This window comes from Marinobacter sp. AL4B (assembly GCF_019916045.1).
Classification (GTDB): Bacteria; Pseudomonadota; Gammaproteobacteria; order Pseudomonadales; family Oleiphilaceae; genus Marinobacter.
The window spans coordinates 1,078,633-1,099,403 of sequence record NZ_JAILWZ010000011.1 but is presented as its reverse complement, the minus strand read 5'-3'; the positions used below and the strand labels follow the sequence as shown (position 1 = coordinate 1,099,403).

The following is a 20,771-nucleotide window of genomic DNA, read 5'->3' as shown; positions in this document are numbered from 1 at the left end:
GACAACTCTGCGACAACCTCGTGACATTCCTTTTACGCTTGTTTCACCCTTTTTTGAAAGCCGCTAAGGAGCCTTTTATGCGAATGCGAAAACTTGGGAATACTGATATTGATGTCAGTCTGATTTGCCTGGGCACCATGACGTGGGGCGAGCAGAACACGGAGCAGGAAGCATTTGAACAGTTGGAATATGCGGTAGACGCCGGCATTAACTTTATCGATACGGCTGAAATGTATCCGGTGCCTCCGAAGGCCGACACGCAAGGTCTGACCGAACAGTATTTGGGGAATTGGCTTGCCCGAAGAGGGCGTCGTGATGATTTGGTGATCGCCTCCAAGGTGGTCGGCCCTGGCCCCAGTCTTGGTTATATGCGCGGTGGTCCACGAATGACCCGAGCGCAAATCCGCGAGGCCTGTGAAGGTAGCCTGCAAAGGTTGCAGACCGATTACATCGACTTGTACCAGGTGCACTGGCCTGACCGTAACGCCAACTTTTTTGGCAAACTCGGGTACCAGCACGATCCGAATGAAGCGATGACACCCATCGAAGAAACGCTAGGGGCGCTAAATGAGTTGGTGCAAGAGGGCAAGGTGCGCCATGTGGGGCTGTCGAATGAGACGCCATGGGGCGTGATGGAGTACCTGCGTTACGCTCGCGAGAACGATTGGCCGCGTGCGGTATCGATCCAGAATCCATACAGCTTGTTGAACCGGTCGTTCGAAGCGGGGCTTGCCGAATTTGCGCATCGGGAAGCCACAGGGCTGTTGGCGTATTCACCTCTGGCATTTGGCATGCTTACTGGGAAATATCTCGGCGGCAAGTGGCCGGAAAAGGCGCGGTTAACCCTGTATGACCGTTTTTCCCGGTATACCGGCGAGCACGCGACCGATGCGACCCGCGCGTATGCAGAATTGGCGCAGCAGCACGGCCTGACTCCAGCACAATTGGCGTTGGCCTGGGTGAACAGCCGTGATTTTGTTACCAGTAATATCATCGGCGCGACGACAATGGAGCAATTGAAAGAAAATATCGGGTCGGTCGAAATCAACCTGAGTGCCGACATTATCTCCGCAATTGAAGAGATACATAGCGAATTTACTTATCCTTGTCCTTAAAAAAACAATAACGTCAGTTGGTTAAGGCTATTTGGCTGCCCGGCTTCGGTTTATGAGAAGCCGGGGAGTTACAAACCGCAAAAAAAACCGTCCATTTGTTGACAAAAAATGACCAATTCGGGGCTAAGTGTTGGTGCATTTGTGTGCAATTTCACACTATTATCCAGTAGAATAGTTAGACTTTAGTGCATAGACAATTGCACGTATTTTGAAGTTTGAGGCACGCTATTTCTCATGATCATCCGCATCTTCCTTGTACTGCTGGCTTTGAATTGCGCAGCCTTCGTGGCGCGCGCTGAAGCCGCAGAGCCGCCCCGGTCTGAGCCACTGCTCTTTGATCGTATGCTGGCGGAACGGGAAGAATCCATGTCTGTGGAAGACATTTATGAGCTTCAGGAGTGGATGTCCGGTGATGAGCAGGACGATCATGACGATGCGTTGGCCGCGATTGGCTCAAGATTGTTGAGCTGGAGCTTTAACCGTGACCAAACCTCCCGCAAAACCTATGCCTCGGACCCGGCCCGACCGGATCACGGCATCGCTTTTCTGAATGAAGGGGCATGCCTTAACTTGCGTTGGATGTTCTGACACACCACCCCGCCTTACCGCCAATCTAAACCCGCCTTTCGAAAACCTTGATGCGCTTATCTTGCCACGACTCGTGATCTACCTCATTGTCAGGTGCATGCTACCGTGTGATTATCATAGTCACGGCTCATTCCGGAATGATGAGGGTTACGATGACAGGGCAGAATACAGTCTACTTAAGCGATGCAGAGGCCTGCGTTGATCAAGTAATAGCGCGGGTTGGAAAGGATATCACTCTGGGCTTGCCGCTGGGGTTGGGCAAGCCGATACGTTTTGCCAATGCCCTTTACGAGCGGGCGAAAGAAGACCCTGAGATCCGTTTGCACATTGTAACGGCCCTCTCGTTGCTGGCCCCTAAAGGCAACTCATCGCTGGAGCGGCGATTTTTGGAGCCGTTTACCCAGCGCCTCTATGGTTCGGTTCCGGAGCTTGTCTATGCCCGGGATGTGGTAAATAACCAGCTTCCCGATAACGTAAAAGTGTCCGAATTCTTTTTTAAGGCGGGCAGCTACCTGAAGAATTCCAGCCAGCAGCGTAACTATATCTGCACTAACTATACCCATGCGGTTCGGGACCTGATGGCTCAGGGTGTCAATGTGGTTGGGCAATTGATGGCACCGGGAAAGCCTCATGGACAGCCCGGCAAAATGAGCTTCAGCTGTAATCCAGATCTCTCCCTCGATATTTTACCTTTGTTACGTCAGCGCGAGGCTGAGGGTGTGCCGGTCGCCATGGTGGCGGAGCAAAACCCGCAGTTGCCCTGGTTTGGTCGCGACTCAATGGTTGAGGACAATCAGTTCGATGTCATCCTTTCGGCCGCCGAAACGGATTACCCTCTGTTTTCTGCTCCGCAGATGGCGGTTAGTCCCGCTGATCACATGATAGGTTTTTACGCCAGCTGCCTGCTTAAGGATGGCGGCACACTGCAAGTGGGCATCGGTTCGTTGGGTGTGGCTCTGGTCCACAGTGCCATCGCTCGTCACAAACACAATGATGCTTGGAAGTCTGTCTATCGGCATGCTCGTGTGGCCGAACGATTCCCGGTTGTTCGTGACTATGGCGGCAACGGGCCTTTTAAAGCGGGCTTGTACGGTTGCAGTGAAATGATGGTGGATGGGTTTTTGTACCTGCTACAAGAGGGCATCCTCAAGCGCGAAGTGTTTGAGCACGAAGGTCTTCAATGCCTGATTAACGAAGCCAAAATTTCAGAGAAGCCCACCCTGGAAATGCTGGATGTGCTGCGAGCCGAAGGCCTGATTGACTCGCCCTTACGAAACCGGGATCTGCAGTGGTTGAGTGATCATGGCATTGTGAAGAGCTCGGTTGAGCTCAAGGGGGGGCGGTTACGGTTGGATAACGACACATCGGTTGCTGCCGACTTGGATGATCCGGAAACCCGAGATCGATTGCAGGCCATGGGGTTAGGAGAGAAACTCACGGGTGGCGTAGTGATGCACGGTGGCTTTTTCGTGGGGCCGGAAAAGTTTTATCAAGAACTCAGAAACTTGCCGGACGAGCAGCGTGAAAAAATTTGCATGACCAGTGTGAATTTCATTAACCACTTATACGATCACCGCTATGGTGATCAGAAAAAGAAAGCGGCACAGCGGGTACACGGCCGGTTTATCAATACCACGATGATGTATACCTTGAATGGTGCGGCGGTATCCGATGGGTTGGCGGATGGCCGGGTCGTTAGTGGTGTTGGTGGTCAGTACAATTTTGTTGCCATGGCTCATGACTTGCCCGGCGCCAGATCGATTATTGCACTTCGGGCGTCACGGAGCTCGAGAGGTGAGGCGGTCTCCAATATTGTCTTCAACTACCCGCATTGCACCATCCCACGGCACCTCCGGGATATCGTGATCACCGAATACGGCATAGCCGATCTTCGTGGGAGATCGGATGAGGACGTGTTCCTGAGTTTGATCCGCATCGCGGATTCCCGCTTCCAGGAACCCTTGCTCAAACAAGCAAAGAAAGCCGGCAAAGTGCCTGCGGCTTTTAAGCTGCCAAAGGAATGGGCAAACAATACTCCGAAGCAGGTGCGCGACACTCTGGCTGCGGCGGGGGACGGAGACTGGTTCCCGGCCTTCCCGTTTGGGCGGGATTTTACCGATGAAGAACTGGCGTTGGGGAAAGCCCTTAAGTCGCTTAAGGCCTCAACAGCAACGCCCCGTGGTAAACTCTCGACCCTTTGGCGGGCCATGCGCGTTCACGACGATGATCGTTACCATGCACTGCTCGAACGGATGGGGCTGAATCAGCCGGCGGGCTTTCGGGAAAAGCTTGATCGAAAACTGGTCCTGCACGGCCTCCAACAACTTGAACCCGCGACAGACACAGGAAGCGTGAAAAGCTAATGCAAGCAGATACGCAGCAAACCAAACCGGAAGTTTATACTGTTCATTACATTCTGAAGAACCGAATCGGCGAGCTGGTGGACACCTCCGAGGGCAGTGAACCTCTGCACTTTTTGATGGGGAGCCCGGAGGTTATAGAAGGCATTCAGGCCGCGGTAAAAGGCCGCTCGCCAGGGGATTGTCTGGAAGTAACCGTACCTCCTGAAATGGCCTACGGAGAGCATCGGGATGACTTGGTCCGTACCGTTCCGCGCTCGTTGTTTGAGGGTGTTGAAAATTTAGACGTCGGCATGAAGTTTCAGACTAATTCGGGCGATCAGGCGCAGATTGTTCAGGTAGCTAGCATTGATGGCAACTTGGTAAAAGTGGACGCGAACCACCCTTTGGCCGGTTTTACGCTATATTTTGATTTAGAAATCGTTGGTCGGCGTGAAGCGACGGAGGATGAAATCGCGCAGGGTCGCCCTTTGCTGTGATAAGCAGGCAGTGCAATAAAAACTGTGTGGCCGGGTATTTTGAGGTGTGTCACAGACTGTAAAGAAATGTTGTGGTATGTGCAGTTTTGAGTGCGATGTATGAATTGCTGTAACCGTAGGTTGCCTGTATTGTTGTACGTATAACCTTAAAATCAAAGATAATAATCAGAGATGGACGGCGTGGAACATACAAACGAGAGTTGGCGAATCCTGATCGTAGAAGATGATGAGCGGCTGGCGGATCTTACCCGCGAGTATCTGGAGAGCAATGGTCTGACCGTATCTTTGGAAACTCACGGCGGCGCAGCTGTTGAGCGGATTCGCAAAGAGCAGCCGGATCTGGTGGTGCTTGATCTCATGTTGCCAGGCGAGGACGGTTTATCGATTTGTCGGCGAGTTCGCCCTGACTATTCCGGGCCGATCATTATGCTGACCGCCCGAACAGATGATCTGGATCAGGTGTTGGGGCTGGAGATGGGTGCGGATGACTACATTGGCAAGCCCGTGCAGCCTCGTGTGTTGCTGGCTCGGATTCGTGCCATGTTGCGCCGGGCCGAAACACATCCAGCATCAAGCCAAGGCACCGATGACGAAGAACCGGTTCGCCTTCAGTTTAATGACCTGATTGTTGATCGTTCCATGCGCGAAGCTTGGTTGAACGAAGACAGTATTGACCTGACCAGTGCTGAATTCGATCTGCTGTGGTTGCTTTCCAGCAACGCGGGGCGGGTTCTTAGCCGAGAAGAGATCTTTACGGCGCTGCGCGGCATCGAATACGATGGCCAAGATCGCTCAATCGATGTACGGGTTTCTCGGATTCGTCCCAAGATTGGCGATGATCCTATTCATCCGAGACGCATTAAGACGGTTCGGAGCAAGGGATACCTCTTCGTAAAAGAAGCCTGACCGTCCTTTTGGTGTGATGCCGGTTGAGTATCGCGCCAATCACCGGGTTGCGCCCATGTCGCTGAAATTCCTCCTCAAAGCCTACGTACAGGTTGTTGCTGTCGCCGCTCTGGTGGCGCTGCTGTGCGTTATCCTGTTTAACGGTTTAAACAATGTGCGTGGCCAGGCTTGGCATGAGCGTTCGTTGCAGCCTCTGATGAAATGGCTGGCGGCTGTCCCTGCCCCTTCAGAACAGTACCACTGGATGCCCGCCTTATTCGGCATGAAAGCAGGCGATCGTCGAACCTTTCAATTGTCCCCAGTTGTCAGTGAGCGCTTAAGCTATGGTCAGGTTGTGGGGGAGCCCTCCGGTGAAGGCTTCGTGTTCTACGTAGCTTCAGAGTCGGGCGGTTTGATCAGTCTGAATCTGGAGCAGCCCTATCGGGACCTCGCTCGTGCGACAGCGCTGATCGTGCGCTGGCACTTGGACGCAGCACCGTTAGAGGCTCGGGCTGAAGCCTCGGATTATCTGGCGCAAGCACTTGGCGTTAAAATTAGCCCATTGCAGAATCAAACGGATTTACCGGCGCAGGCAGTACTTGATCGGTTGAGTTCGTCTGGTTTGGCTCTTTTGCGCCGGGATGATGGTGGCTTGGCGGGCGTTGTCCGCCTGTCAGAAGGTGATTTGGTTGCGGTTAATATGCCTGATGCATTCAACCCGTGGGGGTGGCCGATCGTTGCCTTGCTATTCCTGTTGGTGGGTGGTGTGTTGGCGCTGGGACTGTTCTTGGCGCTCCGTTTCGTGGATAGGCACCTGCGAAAAGTTGAATCGGTGGCGCTCCGCATTGCCCGTGGTGAGATGGGTGCCCGGGTGGAGTCACGAGACGGCACACTGGTGTCGCGGCTAGGCTCGGCGTTTAACGGCATGGCCGAGCATATCCAGCGTCTGGTTCAGGTGCAAAGAGAAATGATTCATGCCGTGTCACACGAGCTTAGAACGCCGGTGGCTCGAATTCGTTTTGGTGTTCAGATGATTGAGTCTGCCAGTTCGCCGGAAGCGCTGCAAAAACAGATGACGGGGATTGATGGCGACATTCAAGAGCTTGATGAATTGATTGATGAAATACTCACCTACGCTCGATTGGAGCAGGGCGGGCCGGTATTTACTTTGCGTGATGATTCGGTGACCGTAATTGTGGAGCAGGTTGTTACCGAGCAACGTACTATTCGTGAGGGTGTCGATATTGAGTGTCGTATTGACGACGGAGGCGGTCGCTGGTCCCAGTCTGACGTTGAGCCTCGGTATATTCATCGCGCGGTACAAAACTTGGTAGGCAACGCAGCCAGATACGCTGAAGGGAGGGTTCTGGTGTCGTGTCATCTGGACGAAGAGAATTGTCGTATAGACGTTGAGGATGATGGGCAGGGTATTCCGGAGTCTGACTGGGAAAAGATCTTTACGGCCTTTGCCCGTTTGGACGACAGCCGAACACGAACATCAGGCGGGTACGGATTGGGTTTGTCGATCGTACGGCGTATTTTGTATTGGCACGGCGGTCAAGCTTTTGTTGGCAAAAGCGAGCAGCTTGGTGGTGCTAAATTCAGCTTGGTGTGGCCGCGGCGGAAGCCTGAATCGCCGCTTTTGTGACGGGCGTCTCGCGCCCTCACCGGATGTAACAAACCACTACAGAACCACTACTGAACGGGGTCTCTGATTGTTTGATACTTCGTTGCGTAAGGGATGACTTTAGAGGTTGTAGTTCTTACGAACTTTCCTTGTTTCATTCGTCATTTTGGGGCTGGTTTTTACCAGCCCTTTTTTTTGCCTGAACTATAAGCCCGTCCGAACGCCCCTTAGGCTGTTCGCTCAAAAGCGATCAGGTGGTCTGCCTCAACACGCACCGGAACCTGCTCGCCTAAGTTGAAGTCCAGATGGCTTCTAAACAATGCTTCAAATTCAGTATCTTCAGAGCAACGAAAGCGATAAAGCGTTGAGGTGCCCGCGAAGGTTTTCTCCACAACCTTTGGCCGCAGATCGGAATTCTCATCGTGCACGATGTCGTCTGGTCGGATCAGAATGTCCACCAGCGTTCCTTCTTTCCAGTTATAGGCCCGATTGCCGTGGATAACGCCAAGTTCTGATTCGATGGCATCTGGGCCGCGCACTTTGCCTGGAATAAATCCGCCCTGACCAACAAAGCTTGCAACGAAGCGATTGGCGGGTTCGTGGTACAGGTTGAAAGGCACATCCCATTGCTGAATTTGGCCGTCACGGAGAACCGCTACTTGGTCACACATGGCGAAAGCTTCTTGCTGATCGTGAGTGACGAGGATCGCGCTGATGCCCAGCGTTTTTAGAATCTCTCGTACGTCGAGGCTAAGCCGACGACGAAGGTCGGTGTCGAGGTTTGAGAAGGGTTCGTCCAGCAGGATTAGCGTGGGTTCGGGGGCTAGTGCCCGGGCGAGGGCGACTCGTTGTTGCTGACCGCCGGATAGCTCGTGGGGGAAGTTATCGGCGAGATCTTGCAAGTGCACCAACTTGAGTAATTCAGTAACTTTCTGTTGGCGCTCAGGTTTGCTCAGAGATTTTAGGCCAAAACCGACATTGTCCGAGATGCTCAGGTGAGGGAACAGGGCGTAGTCCTGAAACACCATTCCGATTTTGCGTTTTTCCGGTGGTACCGACCGGCCGGGTTGGCTGATCGCTTGTGATTGCAGGCTGATTTCGCCCTGACCGATGGGCAGGAAGCCGGCAAGCGCGCGCAGGATGGTGCTTTTGCCGCAGCCACTGGGGCCAAGGAGGCAGCCGATATCGCCGTGGCTTAAAGCGAAGTTGATGTTCTTGACTACGGCTTCGCCGCCATACCCGACAGATAGGTTGTTGACGTTCAAAAGCCAGTCATTTGGCTGCACCTTGGGCTCGGGCATGGATCAGTCCAGACGGTTGAGTATGAGGAATTCAAGCAGTGCTTTTTGTGCGTGCAGGCGGTTTTCAGCCTCGTGCCAAACCACCGAACTTGAGTGCTCCATCATTTCAGCGGAAATCTCCTCTCCGCGATGTGCTGGCAAACAATGCATGAACAACGCGTCTTTATCGGCCAGCGATATCAGCTCGGGGTTAATCTGATAGCTTCGGAACGCTTCCTCACGGGCTTTTTGCTCGTCTTCTTGCCCCATCGATGCCCAAACATCCGTGACCAGTAAGTTGGAGCCGCGAGCGGCTTCTTGTGGTTCCCGGAAAATAGTCACCCGGTCTTTATGGGTATTAAGCAGTGCTTGGTCGGGCTCGTACCCGTCTGGGCACGCCACGTTCAAATGAAAGTCGAACTTTTCGGCCGCATTGATATAGGAGTGGCACATGTTGTTTCCGTCGCCCACCCAAGTGACCGTAGCGCCTCGGATGCTGCCGCGATGTTCACGGTAGGTTTGCATGTCTGCCAGCAGCTGGCAGGGGTGGAAATCGTCGGTGAGCGCATTGATGACCGGTTTACTCGACGCCGATGCAAAGGTTTGTACGGTGTCGTGGGCAAAGGTGCGAATCATGACTGCATCGACCATGCTGGAAATCACGATGGCAGAGTCTTCAATCGGTTCGCCGCGACCGAGCTGGGTGTCTCGGGGGGAAAGGAACATGGCAGTGCCGCCCAGTTGGGTCATGCCTGCCTCGAAGGAAACTCTGGTGCGAGTCGATGACTTTTCGAAAATCATGGCCAGCACGCGGTTTTTCAGGGAGTCCCTGACTTTGCCCTCACGCCATTCCTTGCGGAGCCGTGAAGCATGGTCCAGCAACTGCTCCAGTTCGCTGGTTGTCATGTCGTTAAGTGTCAGAAAATGTCTTACTGCCATGAATGGCCCCTGTTTCAAGGAAACTGCGCTAAGGTTTTCGTTTTGAAAAGGGAATCAAGTCTAGCCCTTCATTCCCGTTAAAACAACGCTCGTAACCACGGGGTTGTTCTGGGTCAAAGCGGGCAGTTTGGTTCGGCCTTGGTCGGCGGTGTACAATGGTACAATATGCCGGCAGACGGTAATCCAGATTTCAATTAGAGGTATGTGTTCATGGATATCAATGAAACCATCAAGAGCCAGTTAGAAGAGAACCCAGTTATTTTGTACATGAAGGGTACACCGCAAGCCCCTCAGTGTGGTTTTTCTGCTCGCACGGTTCAGGCGTTGATGGCGTGTGGCGAACGTTTCGCTTTCGTGAACATTCTCGATAACCAAGAGCTTCGCGAAGCGCTGAAGGTTTACTCTAGCTGGCCGACTTATCCGCAATTGTACGTTGGCGGTGAATTGGTTGGTGGTTGCGACATCATTCTTGAAATGTCAGAGAACGGCGAACTTGCGACCGCGGTGAAAGACGCTGTGAAATCAGCTGAAGCCTGATCTATCGTTCTCGGCGCTTTGGCGTGAACACCAGTTTCACGTCAAAGCGGTCGGATTTTTCGCCCTCTGGTTTCGGGTAAGGGCTGGCGGACAGAGCCGCTCGATAGGCCGCCCGGTCAATCACATCGATACCTGTTGAATCTTTTACTCGCGCTCGCGTGAGTGCCCCGTTCGCCAATATCCGCAGCTCAAGCGTCATGTCTTTGGTCGTATCCAATTGCGACATCGCCGGTACCTTCAATTCCTCCAGCTCTTCCGCTAAATGCACGGCAAGCTTGATCAAATAAGGATCTTGCTCCGCAGGTGATTTGGTGATCCTTTGAACAGTCTCCGTGCCCTCCTGTTTGGGAGTGTGCTTCGTTGCAGATTGTGCGGCAGCAGAGCCCGGTTGTGCGCCGGGGGCTTGTTGAAGGGTTTCTTGGCGTTGCGGCGTGCTGACATGTTTAGGTTGTTTAGCAGCAACCGGAGCCTGGGAGGGTTGTGCTTTTACGGCAGGGCTTTGCGGCTCAACGCTGAACTCGGAGTGCCTGAGTGGTTCTTGAGATGCGGAGTCAGGCGCGGAACGGATACTGGGCTGAGAGCTTGCGGCGTTAAGGGTGAACACGAGCCGATGGCTGAGATCTTGTGTTTCCAGAGCGGGAGATGGCAGCCCGGCAAGGAGCAGGATGTGTGACATCAGGGCTAACGAAAGCGCCAAGCCGATCCGGTAGGAAGCCGGAACGGACTTGGCGGGTTCAGAATCAGACTGCAGCATAGGGCGTTAGGCGGATTTTGCGCGCAAGCTACCCACAACAGCATTAAGAGCCCGGTCGATTAGAGCGCCTTGTTCCAGCATGGTCAGACGCCCGCGGCGAAGCTCATGTGCGAGCTCAACCCGTGTTTTTTCAATCACTTTCAGGCCCATACGGTTCACAAAGACAAAGCAATCGGCTTCTTCGATAATTGCAGAGAGTTTACAGCGGAAACTGGCGCCGTTGACTAGTCGAAACTCAACCCAATTTCCGGTTTCTAGTTGATCGATCTTGGTGATGAACTCGGATACGGCAGCATCTTCGAGCTCTTGCTGTCTTTGGATGGCCGTTTGGGTTTCGGGAGACGGAGAATCTTCCTCTGGGGAGGGCTCATCTTTTCGTGCTTCAATTGTCGCGTTGGTTCGGAACGCTTCGGCCAACTGGTGTTTTAGTTGAGCCATCATGTCGTCTAGCTTGGTGGCGTTATAGGAGACTTCTTCCAAGCCGCTTCTAAGGGTTCTCAGTAGCCTTGGAACCACGCGAACCCACTGGTCGCGTTCTTCGTCTTCTTCGTGCGGGTGCAGGCACCAGATCAGGTCGTCGACGACTTTTACGGTTTCCTGCCAGCGATGTTCAGAGTCGTCACGAAGATAGGCCAGGAACATAACCCTGCTCCAACCGTTAGTGAGTATCTCGTGAATGGATTCGGGCAGTTTATAGCGTGACAGTTTTTCTTTGAGAAGTTTGTCGACGGCTTCCTGGGCTTTCTGTGATTTGATACGACCGCGTTCCGATTCGCGGGTTCGTTGTTCCACCAGATTGGATTTGCGGTTCTCCCGCTCTAGGAATTGTTCAAAATCGGTATTCAGCGTTTCAAATAGCGTTACGTCTCCGTCAAACTCATTAAGGATTCGCTGAACTACGTTATGGATTTGCCCATAAAGTTTGTCCCGAGACTTTTCATCACTGCTGCTCCAGCCAATACCTGCCTTGGCAAGTGAGTTCAGTAGCTTGCGTGCCGGATGATTGGACTTGCTGAAGAAGTTCTTGTCTTTAATCACGACTTTCAGAATGGGAATCTGGAGCCGGCTGATCAGGACCTGCACAGGTGCTGACAAGTTGTAGTCGTCCAAAATAAACTCAAACAACATTGACACCAGGTTGATCAGGTCTTCGTCAACTTCGTTCAGCGCCGGTTTGCGGCCGTCGGGTGTTTGAGTCTGGGAAAGCAGTTGCTGAACCACCTCTCGCAAATCAACGGTCACTGGCTCACCAGAGCTTAGGTCGCCGAAATCGCGCTCGGTAGGGTTGATTGGTATCGAACTCAGAAGGCTGGCCAGTTCGCGGCCGCCGAGAACGTGCAGCTCGGGATCGGAGCTTCGGGGCATGGTGCCCGTGCTGTGTCGTTGCTGGCTGAGCATTTCGCGGATTTGTTCGAACATCACGCTGTCTTCGCGATCGGTTTCGGAACTGCTGGCGGGCGCGCTAGCGTCGGCTTGCTCGGACTCTTCGCTGGCTGTTTTTGCTTTCGACCCGTGGCTTTTGCCTTGATAACGGAAGTTGGGGATGATGCCGGCTTGGATCAAGATTCTGTTGGCTTCATCCAGCAACATGCCGAGGTTCGATACCACGTATCGGTCGAACTGCTTCAGCAGGATCAGGCGTTCACGAATTTGGATATCCAGAGCCTGGATGGCTTCGGTAAAGGCGCTGCACAGATGTTCCGGGGCCATGGGGTTAACAGGTTGGTCATCGCTGGCTGACGGGTATACCTGTGTAAATCGAGCTTGGAGCTGAAGCAGTGCTCCTTGAAAGTGAGTTTTCGCCTTGCTGATCATGGCGTTCAAGGCGACCTGTTCTTCCAAGTCGTCATTGCCCAAGAGTGTCAGGTTCGAGCTATCTGCTTGCGCCTGAGTATCTTGACCTTGCGACGCGCCGACATGAGGTGGTGTAGTGAAAAGCTGAGAAACAGCACTTTGAAAATGACGTTCTACACCTTTGCGCTTTATACGGATTTCCCGCATCGCTTCAAAGTAACGATTCTGTTCGTTGTTGCTTCGGGCGTTGTTGGCGAGCTCAAAAAGTGAGTCGTCCACAGCATCAAAGGCCCCTTGCAGCAGATCTCCCAACCCGGCAACAACGGTATTACGTATGCGAGTCACCTCAGAGGGCACAGGGCTACTGCTAGCAGCCTCTCTGTGCTCGCGAAGGTAATGTATACCGGACTGCTTGTTCATGGCCAACTCCTGTCTACGCCTTAACCGGATACATGACCGAGCTATTTCCACGTTATCGTTTTTTTTAAATTTAGCGCACTTTTTGCACAAAGAACACAAATAAACCGAAAGCTGGGATCTGGGTCAATATTCTGGGTGGAGTATTTGCTGCTTCGGATCTACTCGTTTTTCTGTGCAGGCCTCGCCCGAAGCCGTTTTGCGGTGTGTCTCGGGTGCACAATCGCGGCTTTGACGACATTGTCTTTGATTTGGAGTACTTCCACTCGGTGTCTCTCGACTTTGAGGCACACGTTGGTGTCGGGGATGTTTTCCAATCGCTCGGTAATAAGACCGTTGAGCGTTTTGGGACCATCCGTTGAAAGCTCCCAGTCCAAAGTTTTGTTGATGGTTCGTACCGGGGTGCTGCCATCAATAATGTACGTGCCGTCGTCCTGAGGGATAATGTCTGGCGAGGTCGAGGCGTAGTCGGTGGTGAACTCGCCGACGATTTCTTCCAGTATGTCCTCAAGGGTAGCGAGCCCGAGCACTTCTCCGTATTCATCAACCACCATTCCAAATCGGCGTTTAACGCTCTGGAAGTTGAGTAGTTGGGTATTCAGTGGCGTACTTTCCGGAATAAAGTAAGGCTCTTGGCATAATTGCCGCACCATGTCTTTGGTGATGTCGTTTTCGTGTAACAGCTTGGCAACGCTGCGCAGGTGCAGAATGCCCTGAATGTTGTTGATGTCGCCTTCAAACACCGGAAGGCGAGTATGCTGACTGTTGCGCAAGTGTCGGATGATGTCGTCTGTGTCGTCTTCCAGGTCGATACCGACGACGTCGTTGCGGGGTACCATGATGTCGGTGACCGTCACTTTTTCCAGATCAAGGATGCCGACCAGCATGTCTTTATGCTTGGCGGGAATCAGTGCGCCGGCTTCGTTAACAACTGTGCGCAACTCTTCGCGGCTGAGGTGGTCTTCGTTCGCTTGAGCTGACGAAATGCCAATTAAACGCAAAATGCCTGTGGTAAACAGGTTGACCGACCATACCAGCGGGTAAAGAATTTTGAGCAGTGGCGCGAGCACATGGCTGGCCGGGAAAGCAATTTTCTCTGGGAAAAGCGCCGCCAACGTTTTTGGAGTGACTTCCGCAAAAATCAGAATGACAACGGTCAGCAAAATGGTGGCGATGGCAATGCCGGCATCGCCCCATATACGGATGGCTATGACGGTGGCAATGGACGAAGCAAGAATGTTAACAAAATTGTTACCGATCAGGATGACGCCGATCAGTTGATCGGTCCTGTTCAGCAGCCTCTGGGCGCGTTTTGCGCCTTTGTGGCCGGTATTCGCCATGTGTTTAAGGCGATAGCGGTTAAGTGACATCATCCCGGTTTCGGAACTTGAAAAGAAGGCGGAGAGGATGATCAGGCCGACAAGGAGAATAAACAGCGCGGTTAGCGATGTCTCGTTCAAGAGGGGAACCCTTCTATGGATGACAAGTTGCGAAAATAAGGTGTCAAAGCCTGTGCTGTCAAGCGCTGCCGCGGCGGGCGGCTAAGCCTTATCGGAACAGCAGTTCGAGTACGAATTTGCTGCCGTAAAAGGCGATCATAAGAAGCGCGCAACCGGTCAATGTCCAGCGGCTTGCCGTAAGTCCTCTCCAGCCTTTGGTGTATCGACCAATAAGGAGGCTGGCAAACACTAAAAGCGACAGAAGGGAGAAGATGGTTTTGTGGGCCAGGTCCTGAGCGAACAGGTCTTCAATGAAAATCGCCCCGGTGATAATGGCCAGAACCAGCAAGACCACGCCTGCCCATACCATCTCAAAGAGCAGTGATTCCATTGTCTGTAACGGGGGTAGGTTGCGAATCAGACGGCTGTTGTAATTGTGTTTTAGTTGCCGGTTTTGAACGTAAAGCAGCACAGCCTGGATGGCGGCCAGTGTGAACAGGCTATATGCGGTAACGGATAGGGCAACGTGAGAGAGCATTCCGTAGCTATGCCCTGACACTAAACGTGATTCGGTGTGTACGATGAGGGCCATTGTAATGGTGCCGGCGGCTATGGGATAGGCACCGAGAAACAGGCTGCCGACCGGTTTGGTCAGATTCAGGCCCAGTAATAGAAAAACGATGAGCCAGGAGATCAAGACCGAGCTTTTGAAAAAACTGAAATCGAAGCCGCCGTCTGAATACACGGTTTGTGCGATGAGCAACCCATGCCCAGTCAGGGCGAGAATGCCGATGAGCGTTGTAATGGCAAGGCTGGTTTCGACTTTGCCTCTGAAGTGGAGTGCTTGCAGGGCAGTTCCAACGCTGTACAAGAAAAGTGCGGTAACCGCGATAATCAGCGTTCCCATGACGTCCTTTATATGCTGGTCTAAGGGTTAAAGCGGCCTCGGAGTTGTTCTGAGGCTCCCAAGTCTGGGTATAATGTCGCGATTATGCAACAGGAATCAAGCGGCCCGGGCCGGCTTCTTGATTTGTGTGAACAATTTCTCCGGGGTACGGAAGAGCAACATGTTTGAGAATCTCCAGGACCGGCTATCCGGTAGTTTGCGCAAGATCTCTGGTCAAGCGCGCCTCACCGACGACAACATTAAGGACACGCTGCGCGAAGTTCGCATGGCGTTGCTTGAGGCCGATGTGGCGTTGCCGGTGGTCAAAGACTTTGTCGAGGGTGTGCGTAAGCGCGCGATCGGCCAGGAAGTGCAGCGAAGTCTGACTCCGGGCCAGGTGTTCGTCAAAGTTGTTCAGCAAGAGCTTGAACGGGTTATGGGTGAGGGTAATGAGTCCCTTAACCTTTCCACGCGTCCGCCTGCGGTCATTATGATGGCGGGCCTTCAGGGCGCGGGTAAGACCACGACGGTCGCCAAGCTGTCTCGTTTCCTTAAAGAGCGCGAGAAAAAGTCTGTCATGGTCGTCAGTGCGGACGTGTATCGTCCTGCAGCGATTCAACAGTTAGAAACTCTTGCCTCCGAAGTCGGGGTTGAGTTCTTCCCCAGTAGCGTGGATCAGGATCCTGTTGATATTGCTAACGGTGCGATTGACGCAGCCCGACGCAAACACGTGGATGTGGTTATCCTTGATACCGCGGGCCGTCTGCATGTCGATGAGCAGATGATGGGTGAGATTGGCCGTTTGCATGCGGCCGTAGAGCCGATCGAAACGCTGTTCGTGGTTGACTCCATGACAGGTCAGGATGCGGCAAATACAGCTAAAGCGTTTAATGATGCGTTGCCTCTGACGGGTGTGGTACTCACCAAGACCGACGGTGACGCTCGGGGTGGTGCAGCGCTCTCTGTTCGCCATATTACCGGTAAGCCCATCAAGTTCCTGGGTATCGGCGAGAAAACGGATGCTCTTGAGCCGTTCCACCCGGAGCGGGTCGCTTCGCGAATCCTTGGTATGGGCGATGTGCTGTCGCTTATCGAAGAGGCCGAGCGCAAGCTGGATAAGCAGAAAGCTGAAAAGCTGACTAAGAAAATCAAAAAGGGCAAAGGTTTTGACCTGGAAGATTTTCGGGACCAGCTTCAGCAGATGAAAAATATGGGTGGCATTGGTGGGTTGCTCGACAAGTTGCCGGGCATGGGGCAAATGGCCCAGATGGCCCAGCAGCAGGTCAATGACAAGTCAGTAGGGCAGATGGAAGCCATCATATGCTCTATGACCCCGAAGGAGCGCCGTTATCCGGATGTCATCAATAACTCGCGTAAACGCCGCATTGCTTCTGGCTCCGGCACCCAGATACAGGATGTGAACCGTTTGCTTAAGCAGCATAAGCAGATGGCGAAAATGATGAAAAAGTTTGGCAAGAAAGGCGGAATGGCCAACATGATGCGCGGTCTAGGTGGTATGATGCCACCTGGCGGCGGCGGTGGCGGAATGCCTCCGTTTGGCCGTATGTAAAAAGCCTTACATATAAAATAGGGAAACCGAGCGTTTCCCTATTTTCATTGGCGCTTTTTTCGCATAGAATAGCGCCCCTTTCGAGTATGGGTCTTCTCGTCGGCTGCTAGCAGTCTGATGAGAATCGTACAAAGTTCGTACAACAGAACAGGATATTGGTCGAAATGGTAACAATCCGTTTGGCTCGTGGCGGCTCTAAGAAGCGCCCGTTCTACCATCTGACAGTCACTGACAGCCGTAAATCTCGTGACGGCCGTTTCATTGAGCGTGTTGGTTTCTTTAACCCGGTTGCTCGCGGCCAGGAAGAGCGTCTGCGTGTAAACCGTGAGCGCGTTGATTACTGGGTGGGCCAAGGCGCTCAGACCAGCGATCGCGTTGCGCAGCTGCTTAAGACTGCAGAGTAATTGCAGTTTAATATCGAGGTTTGACAGGCATGACACAGAATTCGCAGGAAACTGTGATCGGCCGGGTAACCTCGGTGTTTGGGGTCAAGGGTTGGCTTAAGGTCTTCTCTGATACCGATCCCAAAGAAGGCATACTGAACTATCGTGATTGGACCTTGGTCCTTGACGGTAAGCGTATCCCGGCAAAGCTTGAGGATGGTCGCCGCCAAGGGCAGGGGATCGTCGTCAAGCTGAAAGGACTTGATGATCGTGAAGTGGCTCGCACCTACGCGGGGGCCGAGATCAGAGTTCCAACTGAGCAGTTGCCAGCGCTCCCCAGTGGGGAGTTCTACTGGTTTCAGCTGGAAGGTCTGACTGTCTTCACGGTTGAAGATGAGTGCCTGGGGAAGGTGCATCATCTTCTGGAAACAGGTGCCAACGATGTGTTGGTTGTGCATGCGACAGCCGGTTCCATTGACCAGCGCGAACGATTGATCCCGTATCTGCCGGATCAGGTAGTTATGAGCGTGGATTTGAGTGGTTCGCGAATGGTGGTCGATTGGGATCCGGAGTTCTGACGAGTGTGGATTGGCGCAGTCAGTCTGTTTCCGGACATGTTTTCTTCGGTGACGGATTACGGGATTACCGGTAGGGCCGCTCGAGAAGGTCTTTTGACGTTCAAGAGCTGGAACCCACGGGACTTCACGCATGATCGTCACCGTACTGTTGATGACCGGCCCTATGGCGGTGGTCCGGGCATGCTGATGAAAATTCAGCCGCTCCGGGATGCTATCCATGAGGCGCGGGCATCGGCACCCGGCAAGGCCTGTGTGGTCTATCTTTCTCCGCAGGGTGAAAGGCTGGATCAGTCGGTAGTCGAGTCTCTCGCTGCCGAAAAGCAGCTGATTCTCGTTGCCGGTCGTTACGAGGGCGTTGATGAACGCCTGATATCGGCGGAAGTCGACCGGGAAGTGTCACTGGGTGACTTTGTGCTCTCAGGTGGTGAACTGGCGGCGATGGCTGTAATTGATGCGGTAACACGCCTCATCCCCGGAGCGCTGGGTCATGCGCAGTCGGCAGAGCAAGATTCCTTTGCTGATGGTTTGCTGGATTGTCCGCACTACACCCGGCCCGAGGTTTACGAAGGTCAGGCGGTGCCGGAAGTTCTTTTGGGCGGTCACCATGAACAGATCCGGCGTTGGCGGTTGAAAGAATCGTTGAGGCGAACACGGGAGCGACGCCCCGACCTGCTCGAAGAGCGGGTGTTTACGGAAGAAGAGCGTCAGCTACTGGGTGAAATTTTGAACGAACCGGGTGCCTCTGAATCATCAGGGCATTGAAAGATTGGGTATCAGGAGCATTACGATGAGCGGCAAGAACAACATCATCAGTCAACTTGAAACAGAACAGATGACCAAGGAACTCCCAGCGTTTGCGCCGGGCGACACCGTGGTTGTTCAGGTTCGCGTTAAAGAAGGTAACCGTGAGCGTCTGCAGGCGTTCGAAGGTGTGGTTATCGGTAAGCGCAACCGTGGTATGAACTCTTCCTTCACTGTTCGTAAGATTTCTTACGGCGTGGGTGTTGAACGTACCTTCCAGACTTATTCTTCTCTGGTAGACAGCGTCAGCGTGAAGCGTCGTGGTGACGTGCGTCAGGCTAAGCTTTACTACCTGCGCGACCTGTCTGGTAAGGCAGCTCGTATCAAGGAAAAGCTGGGCTGATATCGGTTTCACCGATCAGTACAGAAAAAAGCAGCCTCAGTGGCTGCTTTTTTTGTGCTTAAATTTCGGTAGTTCGATCGTCTTGGGGTGATATATTTGCTCAGAGTTGAAGATGAGTCGTTGATTGTCGCGTTTGCCGATGCCATTTGGCTTGAGGACGGTTTGGGTGAGAAAACCCGAGCGGCCTATGCCAGTGATTTGTCGGGTCTTTCGTTATGGCTGCAGCAACAGCGCGGAGCCCCCGGTTTGCGCTCGGCAGCGCGTACCGACCTATTGGCATGGATGTCTCAGGGGATGGCTGACGGCTTAAAGGCAAGCACCGCAGCGCGTCGTCTTTCTGGCATCCGGCGCTTCTACCGCTATTTGTTACGAGAAGGGCTGATAACCGAAGATCCGACGTTACGGATAGACAGTCCGCGCTTGCCTCGACGGCTGCCTGATACCTTGACCGAGGGTGATGTCGAGCGATTGTTGGCCGAGCCTGACCCGGAATTGCCGCTGGAATTGCGAGACCGAGCCATGCTTGAGATTTTGTACGGTTGCGGCTTGCGTGTAACGGAGTTAACCGGTCTGACGGTTGATCAGGTCAATCTCCGCCAGGGTGTGGTTCGCGTTAATGGGAAGGGCGGGAAAGAAAGGTTGGTGCCTCTAGGTGAAGAGGCTGTTGATTGGCTCGTCCGCTATATGCGCGAAGCTAGGGCCGAGCTGTTAAAGGGCAAGAGCAGTGATGCGCTTTTTCCCGGAAATCGCGCCAGTGCGATGACTCGGCAGACTTTTTGGTATCGTATCAAGTTATACGCCTCCCGCTCTGGTATACAGAAACATTTGTCGCCCCATACACTCCGACATGCCTTTGCAACTCACTTGCTTAATCATGGTGCCGATCTGAGAGTGGTGCAGATGCTGCTTGGTCATTCAGACCTTTCAACGACCCAGATTTATACTCATGTTGCTCGCCAGCGATTGCAGGATCTGCATCAGACACACCATCCCAGAGGCTGATCTGTTATGGTGTGGGATTGAACTTTTATTGTTGCTCTGTGTCGCACTCTCCCATGAAGTCGGTCTTATAGTGTGAATTTGCCGGCGAGTGGGGCTCGAGCCCTGAACTCCTTAAACAACAAGGTAAGTGCAATCTCATGAAGCTAAGAACTTTGGCCGCTATGGCGGGCCTGATGATGCCGTTGGTAGCTGTGCCAGCAGTAAATGCTGGTGAAGTTGAAGATGCCATCACTGAACGTTTGTCGCAGGCAGTGCCTGGTTTGCGAATACTGTCTGTGAGCAAGTCGGAGGCCCCGGGCCTTTACGAAGTGCAAAGCAGTAATGGTGACACTATTTACACCACGGAAGATGGTGTCTATCTGTTGACCGGCGACATGTTAAAAGTTACCGAAAAAGGTATTGCCAATGTAACAGAAGAGGCGCGGGCTCAGGTGCGCCAGAAACAGATGGCAGAATTTGGTGACGATGGAGTTATCTCTTACCCGGCAAAAGGTAAGCAGAAAGCCGTTATCGATGTGTTTACCGACATTGATTGCCCATACTGCAGGAAGTTGCACGACGAAGTGCCGCAACTCAATGATTATGGTATTACCGTCAACTACTATGCTTTCCCGCGCTCAGGTCCTAATACTCCTTCATTTCGGAAGTACGAATCGGTGTGGTGTGCAGATGATCAGCAGAATGCTATGGACACAGCCAAAGCTGGTAAATCAGTACCAAGTGAAACCTGTGAGAATCCGGTCGCGGAACAATATCAGCTAGGTGGTAAGGTCGGTGTAACCGGAACTCCGGCGATTGTTCTGGAAGACGGTAACATGATTCGTGGTTATGTTCCGGCTCGTAATCTGGCAGAAGGCCTTGGTCTGCTCTAAGTTTAAGCGGCTCTCGTTTGAGGGCCGTTTCCTCCTGTTTGAAAGGTAACCGATTCAGGGCTTATTCACACGCGTCTGAATCGGTATACTATGCCCCCAATTGCAATCCATCAGCACCCCCG

Annotated in this window: 20 protein-coding genes; 14 read left to right on the top strand and 6 right to left on the bottom strand. The window is 53.1% G+C overall.

All coding sequences use genetic code 11. The features are described 5' to 3' along the window. Positions 1-77 precede the first annotated feature (77 nt). From K5L82_RS09100 to K5L82_RS09075, 6 genes are all read left to right on the top strand, one after another. On the top strand, positions 78-1,115 hold the full coding sequence (locus tag K5L82_RS09100) for an NADP(H)-dependent aldo-keto reductase (protein ID WP_133006294.1): 1,038 nt from the start codon (positions 78-80) through the stop codon (positions 1,113-1,115). 234 nt (positions 1,116-1,349) lie between these two features. Continuing rightward, positions 1,350-1,703 (top strand): hypothetical protein, encoded by a 354-nt coding sequence (locus K5L82_RS09095; RefSeq protein ID WP_133006293.1) that lies wholly within the window; start codon positions 1,350-1,352, stop codon positions 1,701-1,703. A gap of 152 nt (positions 1,704-1,855) precedes the next feature. Beyond that, on the top strand, positions 1,856-4,066 hold the full coding sequence (locus tag K5L82_RS09090) for an acetyl-CoA hydrolase/transferase C-terminal domain-containing protein (RefSeq protein WP_223133886.1): 2,211 nt from the start codon (positions 1,856-1,858) through the stop codon (positions 4,064-4,066). Next, on the top strand, positions 4,066-4,542 hold the full coding sequence (locus K5L82_RS09085) for a peptidylprolyl isomerase (RefSeq protein WP_133006291.1): 477 nt from the start codon (positions 4,066-4,068) through the stop codon (positions 4,540-4,542). Before K5L82_RS09090 ends, K5L82_RS09085 begins: the two co-directional genes overlap by 1 nt. Positions 4,543-4,713: 171 nt before the next feature. Next, positions 4,714-5,448, top strand: a complete 735-nt coding sequence (locus K5L82_RS09080; RefSeq protein ID WP_133006290.1) for a response regulator — start codon at positions 4,714-4,716, stop codon at positions 5,446-5,448. Positions 5,449-5,503: 55 nt separating this feature from the next. Beyond that, on the top strand, positions 5,504-7,075 hold the full coding sequence (locus K5L82_RS09075; RefSeq protein ID WP_223133885.1) for an ATP-binding protein: 1,572 nt from the start codon (positions 5,504-5,506) through the stop codon (positions 7,073-7,075). A 206-nt stretch (positions 7,076-7,281) separates the two neighbouring features. On the opposite strand, the gene K5L82_RS09070 is transcribed toward K5L82_RS09075, so the two are convergent. Beyond that, positions 7,282-8,355: an ABC transporter ATP-binding protein gene (locus K5L82_RS09070; protein ID WP_133006288.1), complete on the bottom strand. Its 1,074-nt coding sequence runs from the start codon at positions 8,353-8,355 to the stop codon at positions 7,282-7,284. 3 nt (positions 8,356-8,358) lie between these two features. Further along, positions 8,359-9,273 carry an ornithine carbamoyltransferase gene (gene argF / locus K5L82_RS09065; RefSeq protein WP_223133884.1) on the bottom strand — a complete coding sequence of 305 codons (915 nt, stop codon included), beginning with the start codon at positions 9,271-9,273 and terminating at the stop codon, positions 8,359-8,361. Positions 9,274-9,483: 210 nt separating this feature from the next. Here argF and grxD point away from each other — a divergent pair, with 210 nt between their 5' ends. Continuing rightward, a complete protein-coding gene (gene grxD, locus K5L82_RS09060; RefSeq protein WP_133006286.1) occupies positions 9,484-9,810 on the top strand; it encodes a Grx4 family monothiol glutaredoxin in 327 nt (108 codons plus the stop codon). Position 9,811: 1 nt separating this feature from the next. On the opposite strand, the gene K5L82_RS09055 is transcribed toward grxD, so the two are convergent. From K5L82_RS09055 to K5L82_RS09040, 4 genes are all read right to left on the bottom strand, one after another. Next, positions 9,812-10,564 carry an energy transducer TonB gene (locus tag K5L82_RS09055; RefSeq protein WP_223133883.1) on the bottom strand — a complete coding sequence of 251 codons (753 nt, stop codon included), beginning with the start codon at positions 10,562-10,564 and terminating at the stop codon, positions 9,812-9,814. A gap of 6 nt (positions 10,565-10,570) precedes the next feature. After that, positions 10,571-12,778: a DUF1631 domain-containing protein gene (locus tag K5L82_RS09050; RefSeq protein WP_223133882.1), complete on the bottom strand. Its 2,208-nt coding sequence runs from the start codon at positions 12,776-12,778 to the stop codon at positions 10,571-10,573. Positions 12,779-12,936: 158 nt separating this feature from the next. Further along, entirely contained in the window at positions 12,937-14,235 is a 1,299-nt protein-coding gene (locus tag K5L82_RS09045; protein WP_133006283.1) for an HlyC/CorC family transporter, read from the bottom strand. Between the two features lie 88 nt (positions 14,236-14,323). After that, positions 14,324-15,121, bottom strand: a complete 798-nt coding sequence (locus K5L82_RS09040) for an inner membrane protein YpjD (RefSeq protein ID WP_133006282.1) — start codon at positions 15,119-15,121, stop codon at positions 14,324-14,326. Between the two features lie 160 nt (positions 15,122-15,281). Here K5L82_RS09040 and ffh point away from each other — a divergent pair, with 160 nt between their 5' ends. The 7 genes from ffh (at position 15,282) to K5L82_RS09005 (ending at position 20,649) form a co-directional block, all read left to right on the top strand. Continuing rightward, positions 15,282-16,670: a signal recognition particle protein gene (gene ffh, locus K5L82_RS09035; protein ID WP_133006281.1), complete on the top strand. Its 1,389-nt coding sequence runs from the start codon at positions 15,282-15,284 to the stop codon at positions 16,668-16,670. A gap of 164 nt (positions 16,671-16,834) precedes the next feature. After that, positions 16,835-17,074 carry a 30S ribosomal protein S16 gene (gene rpsP / locus K5L82_RS09030; RefSeq protein ID WP_133006280.1) on the top strand — a complete coding sequence of 80 codons (240 nt, stop codon included), beginning with the start codon at positions 16,835-16,837 and terminating at the stop codon, positions 17,072-17,074. 29 nt (positions 17,075-17,103) lie between these two features. After that, positions 17,104-17,631 carry a ribosome maturation factor RimM gene (gene rimM / locus K5L82_RS09025; RefSeq protein WP_133006279.1) on the top strand — a complete coding sequence of 176 codons (528 nt, stop codon included), beginning with the start codon at positions 17,104-17,106 and terminating at the stop codon, positions 17,629-17,631. A 3-nt stretch (positions 17,632-17,634) separates the two neighbouring features. Continuing rightward, the gene (gene trmD, locus K5L82_RS09020; RefSeq protein ID WP_133006278.1) at positions 17,635-18,393 is read left to right on the top strand and encodes a tRNA (guanosine(37)-N1)-methyltransferase TrmD; all 759 of its coding nucleotides are present in this window, start codon (positions 17,635-17,637) and stop codon (positions 18,391-18,393) included. 25 nt (positions 18,394-18,418) lie between these two features. Then, positions 18,419-18,775, top strand: a complete 357-nt coding sequence (gene rplS, locus K5L82_RS09015) for a 50S ribosomal protein L19 (protein WP_133006277.1) — start codon at positions 18,419-18,421, stop codon at positions 18,773-18,775. Between the two features lie 96 nt (positions 18,776-18,871). Continuing rightward, positions 18,872-19,777, top strand: a complete 906-nt coding sequence (xerD, locus tag K5L82_RS09010) for a site-specific tyrosine recombinase XerD (protein WP_223133881.1) — start codon at positions 18,872-18,874, stop codon at positions 19,775-19,777. A gap of 137 nt (positions 19,778-19,914) precedes the next feature. Beyond that, the gene (locus K5L82_RS09005) at positions 19,915-20,649 is read left to right on the top strand and encodes a thioredoxin fold domain-containing protein (RefSeq protein WP_223133880.1); all 735 of its coding nucleotides are present in this window, start codon (positions 19,915-19,917) and stop codon (positions 20,647-20,649) included. Positions 20,650-20,771 lie beyond the last annotated feature (122 nt).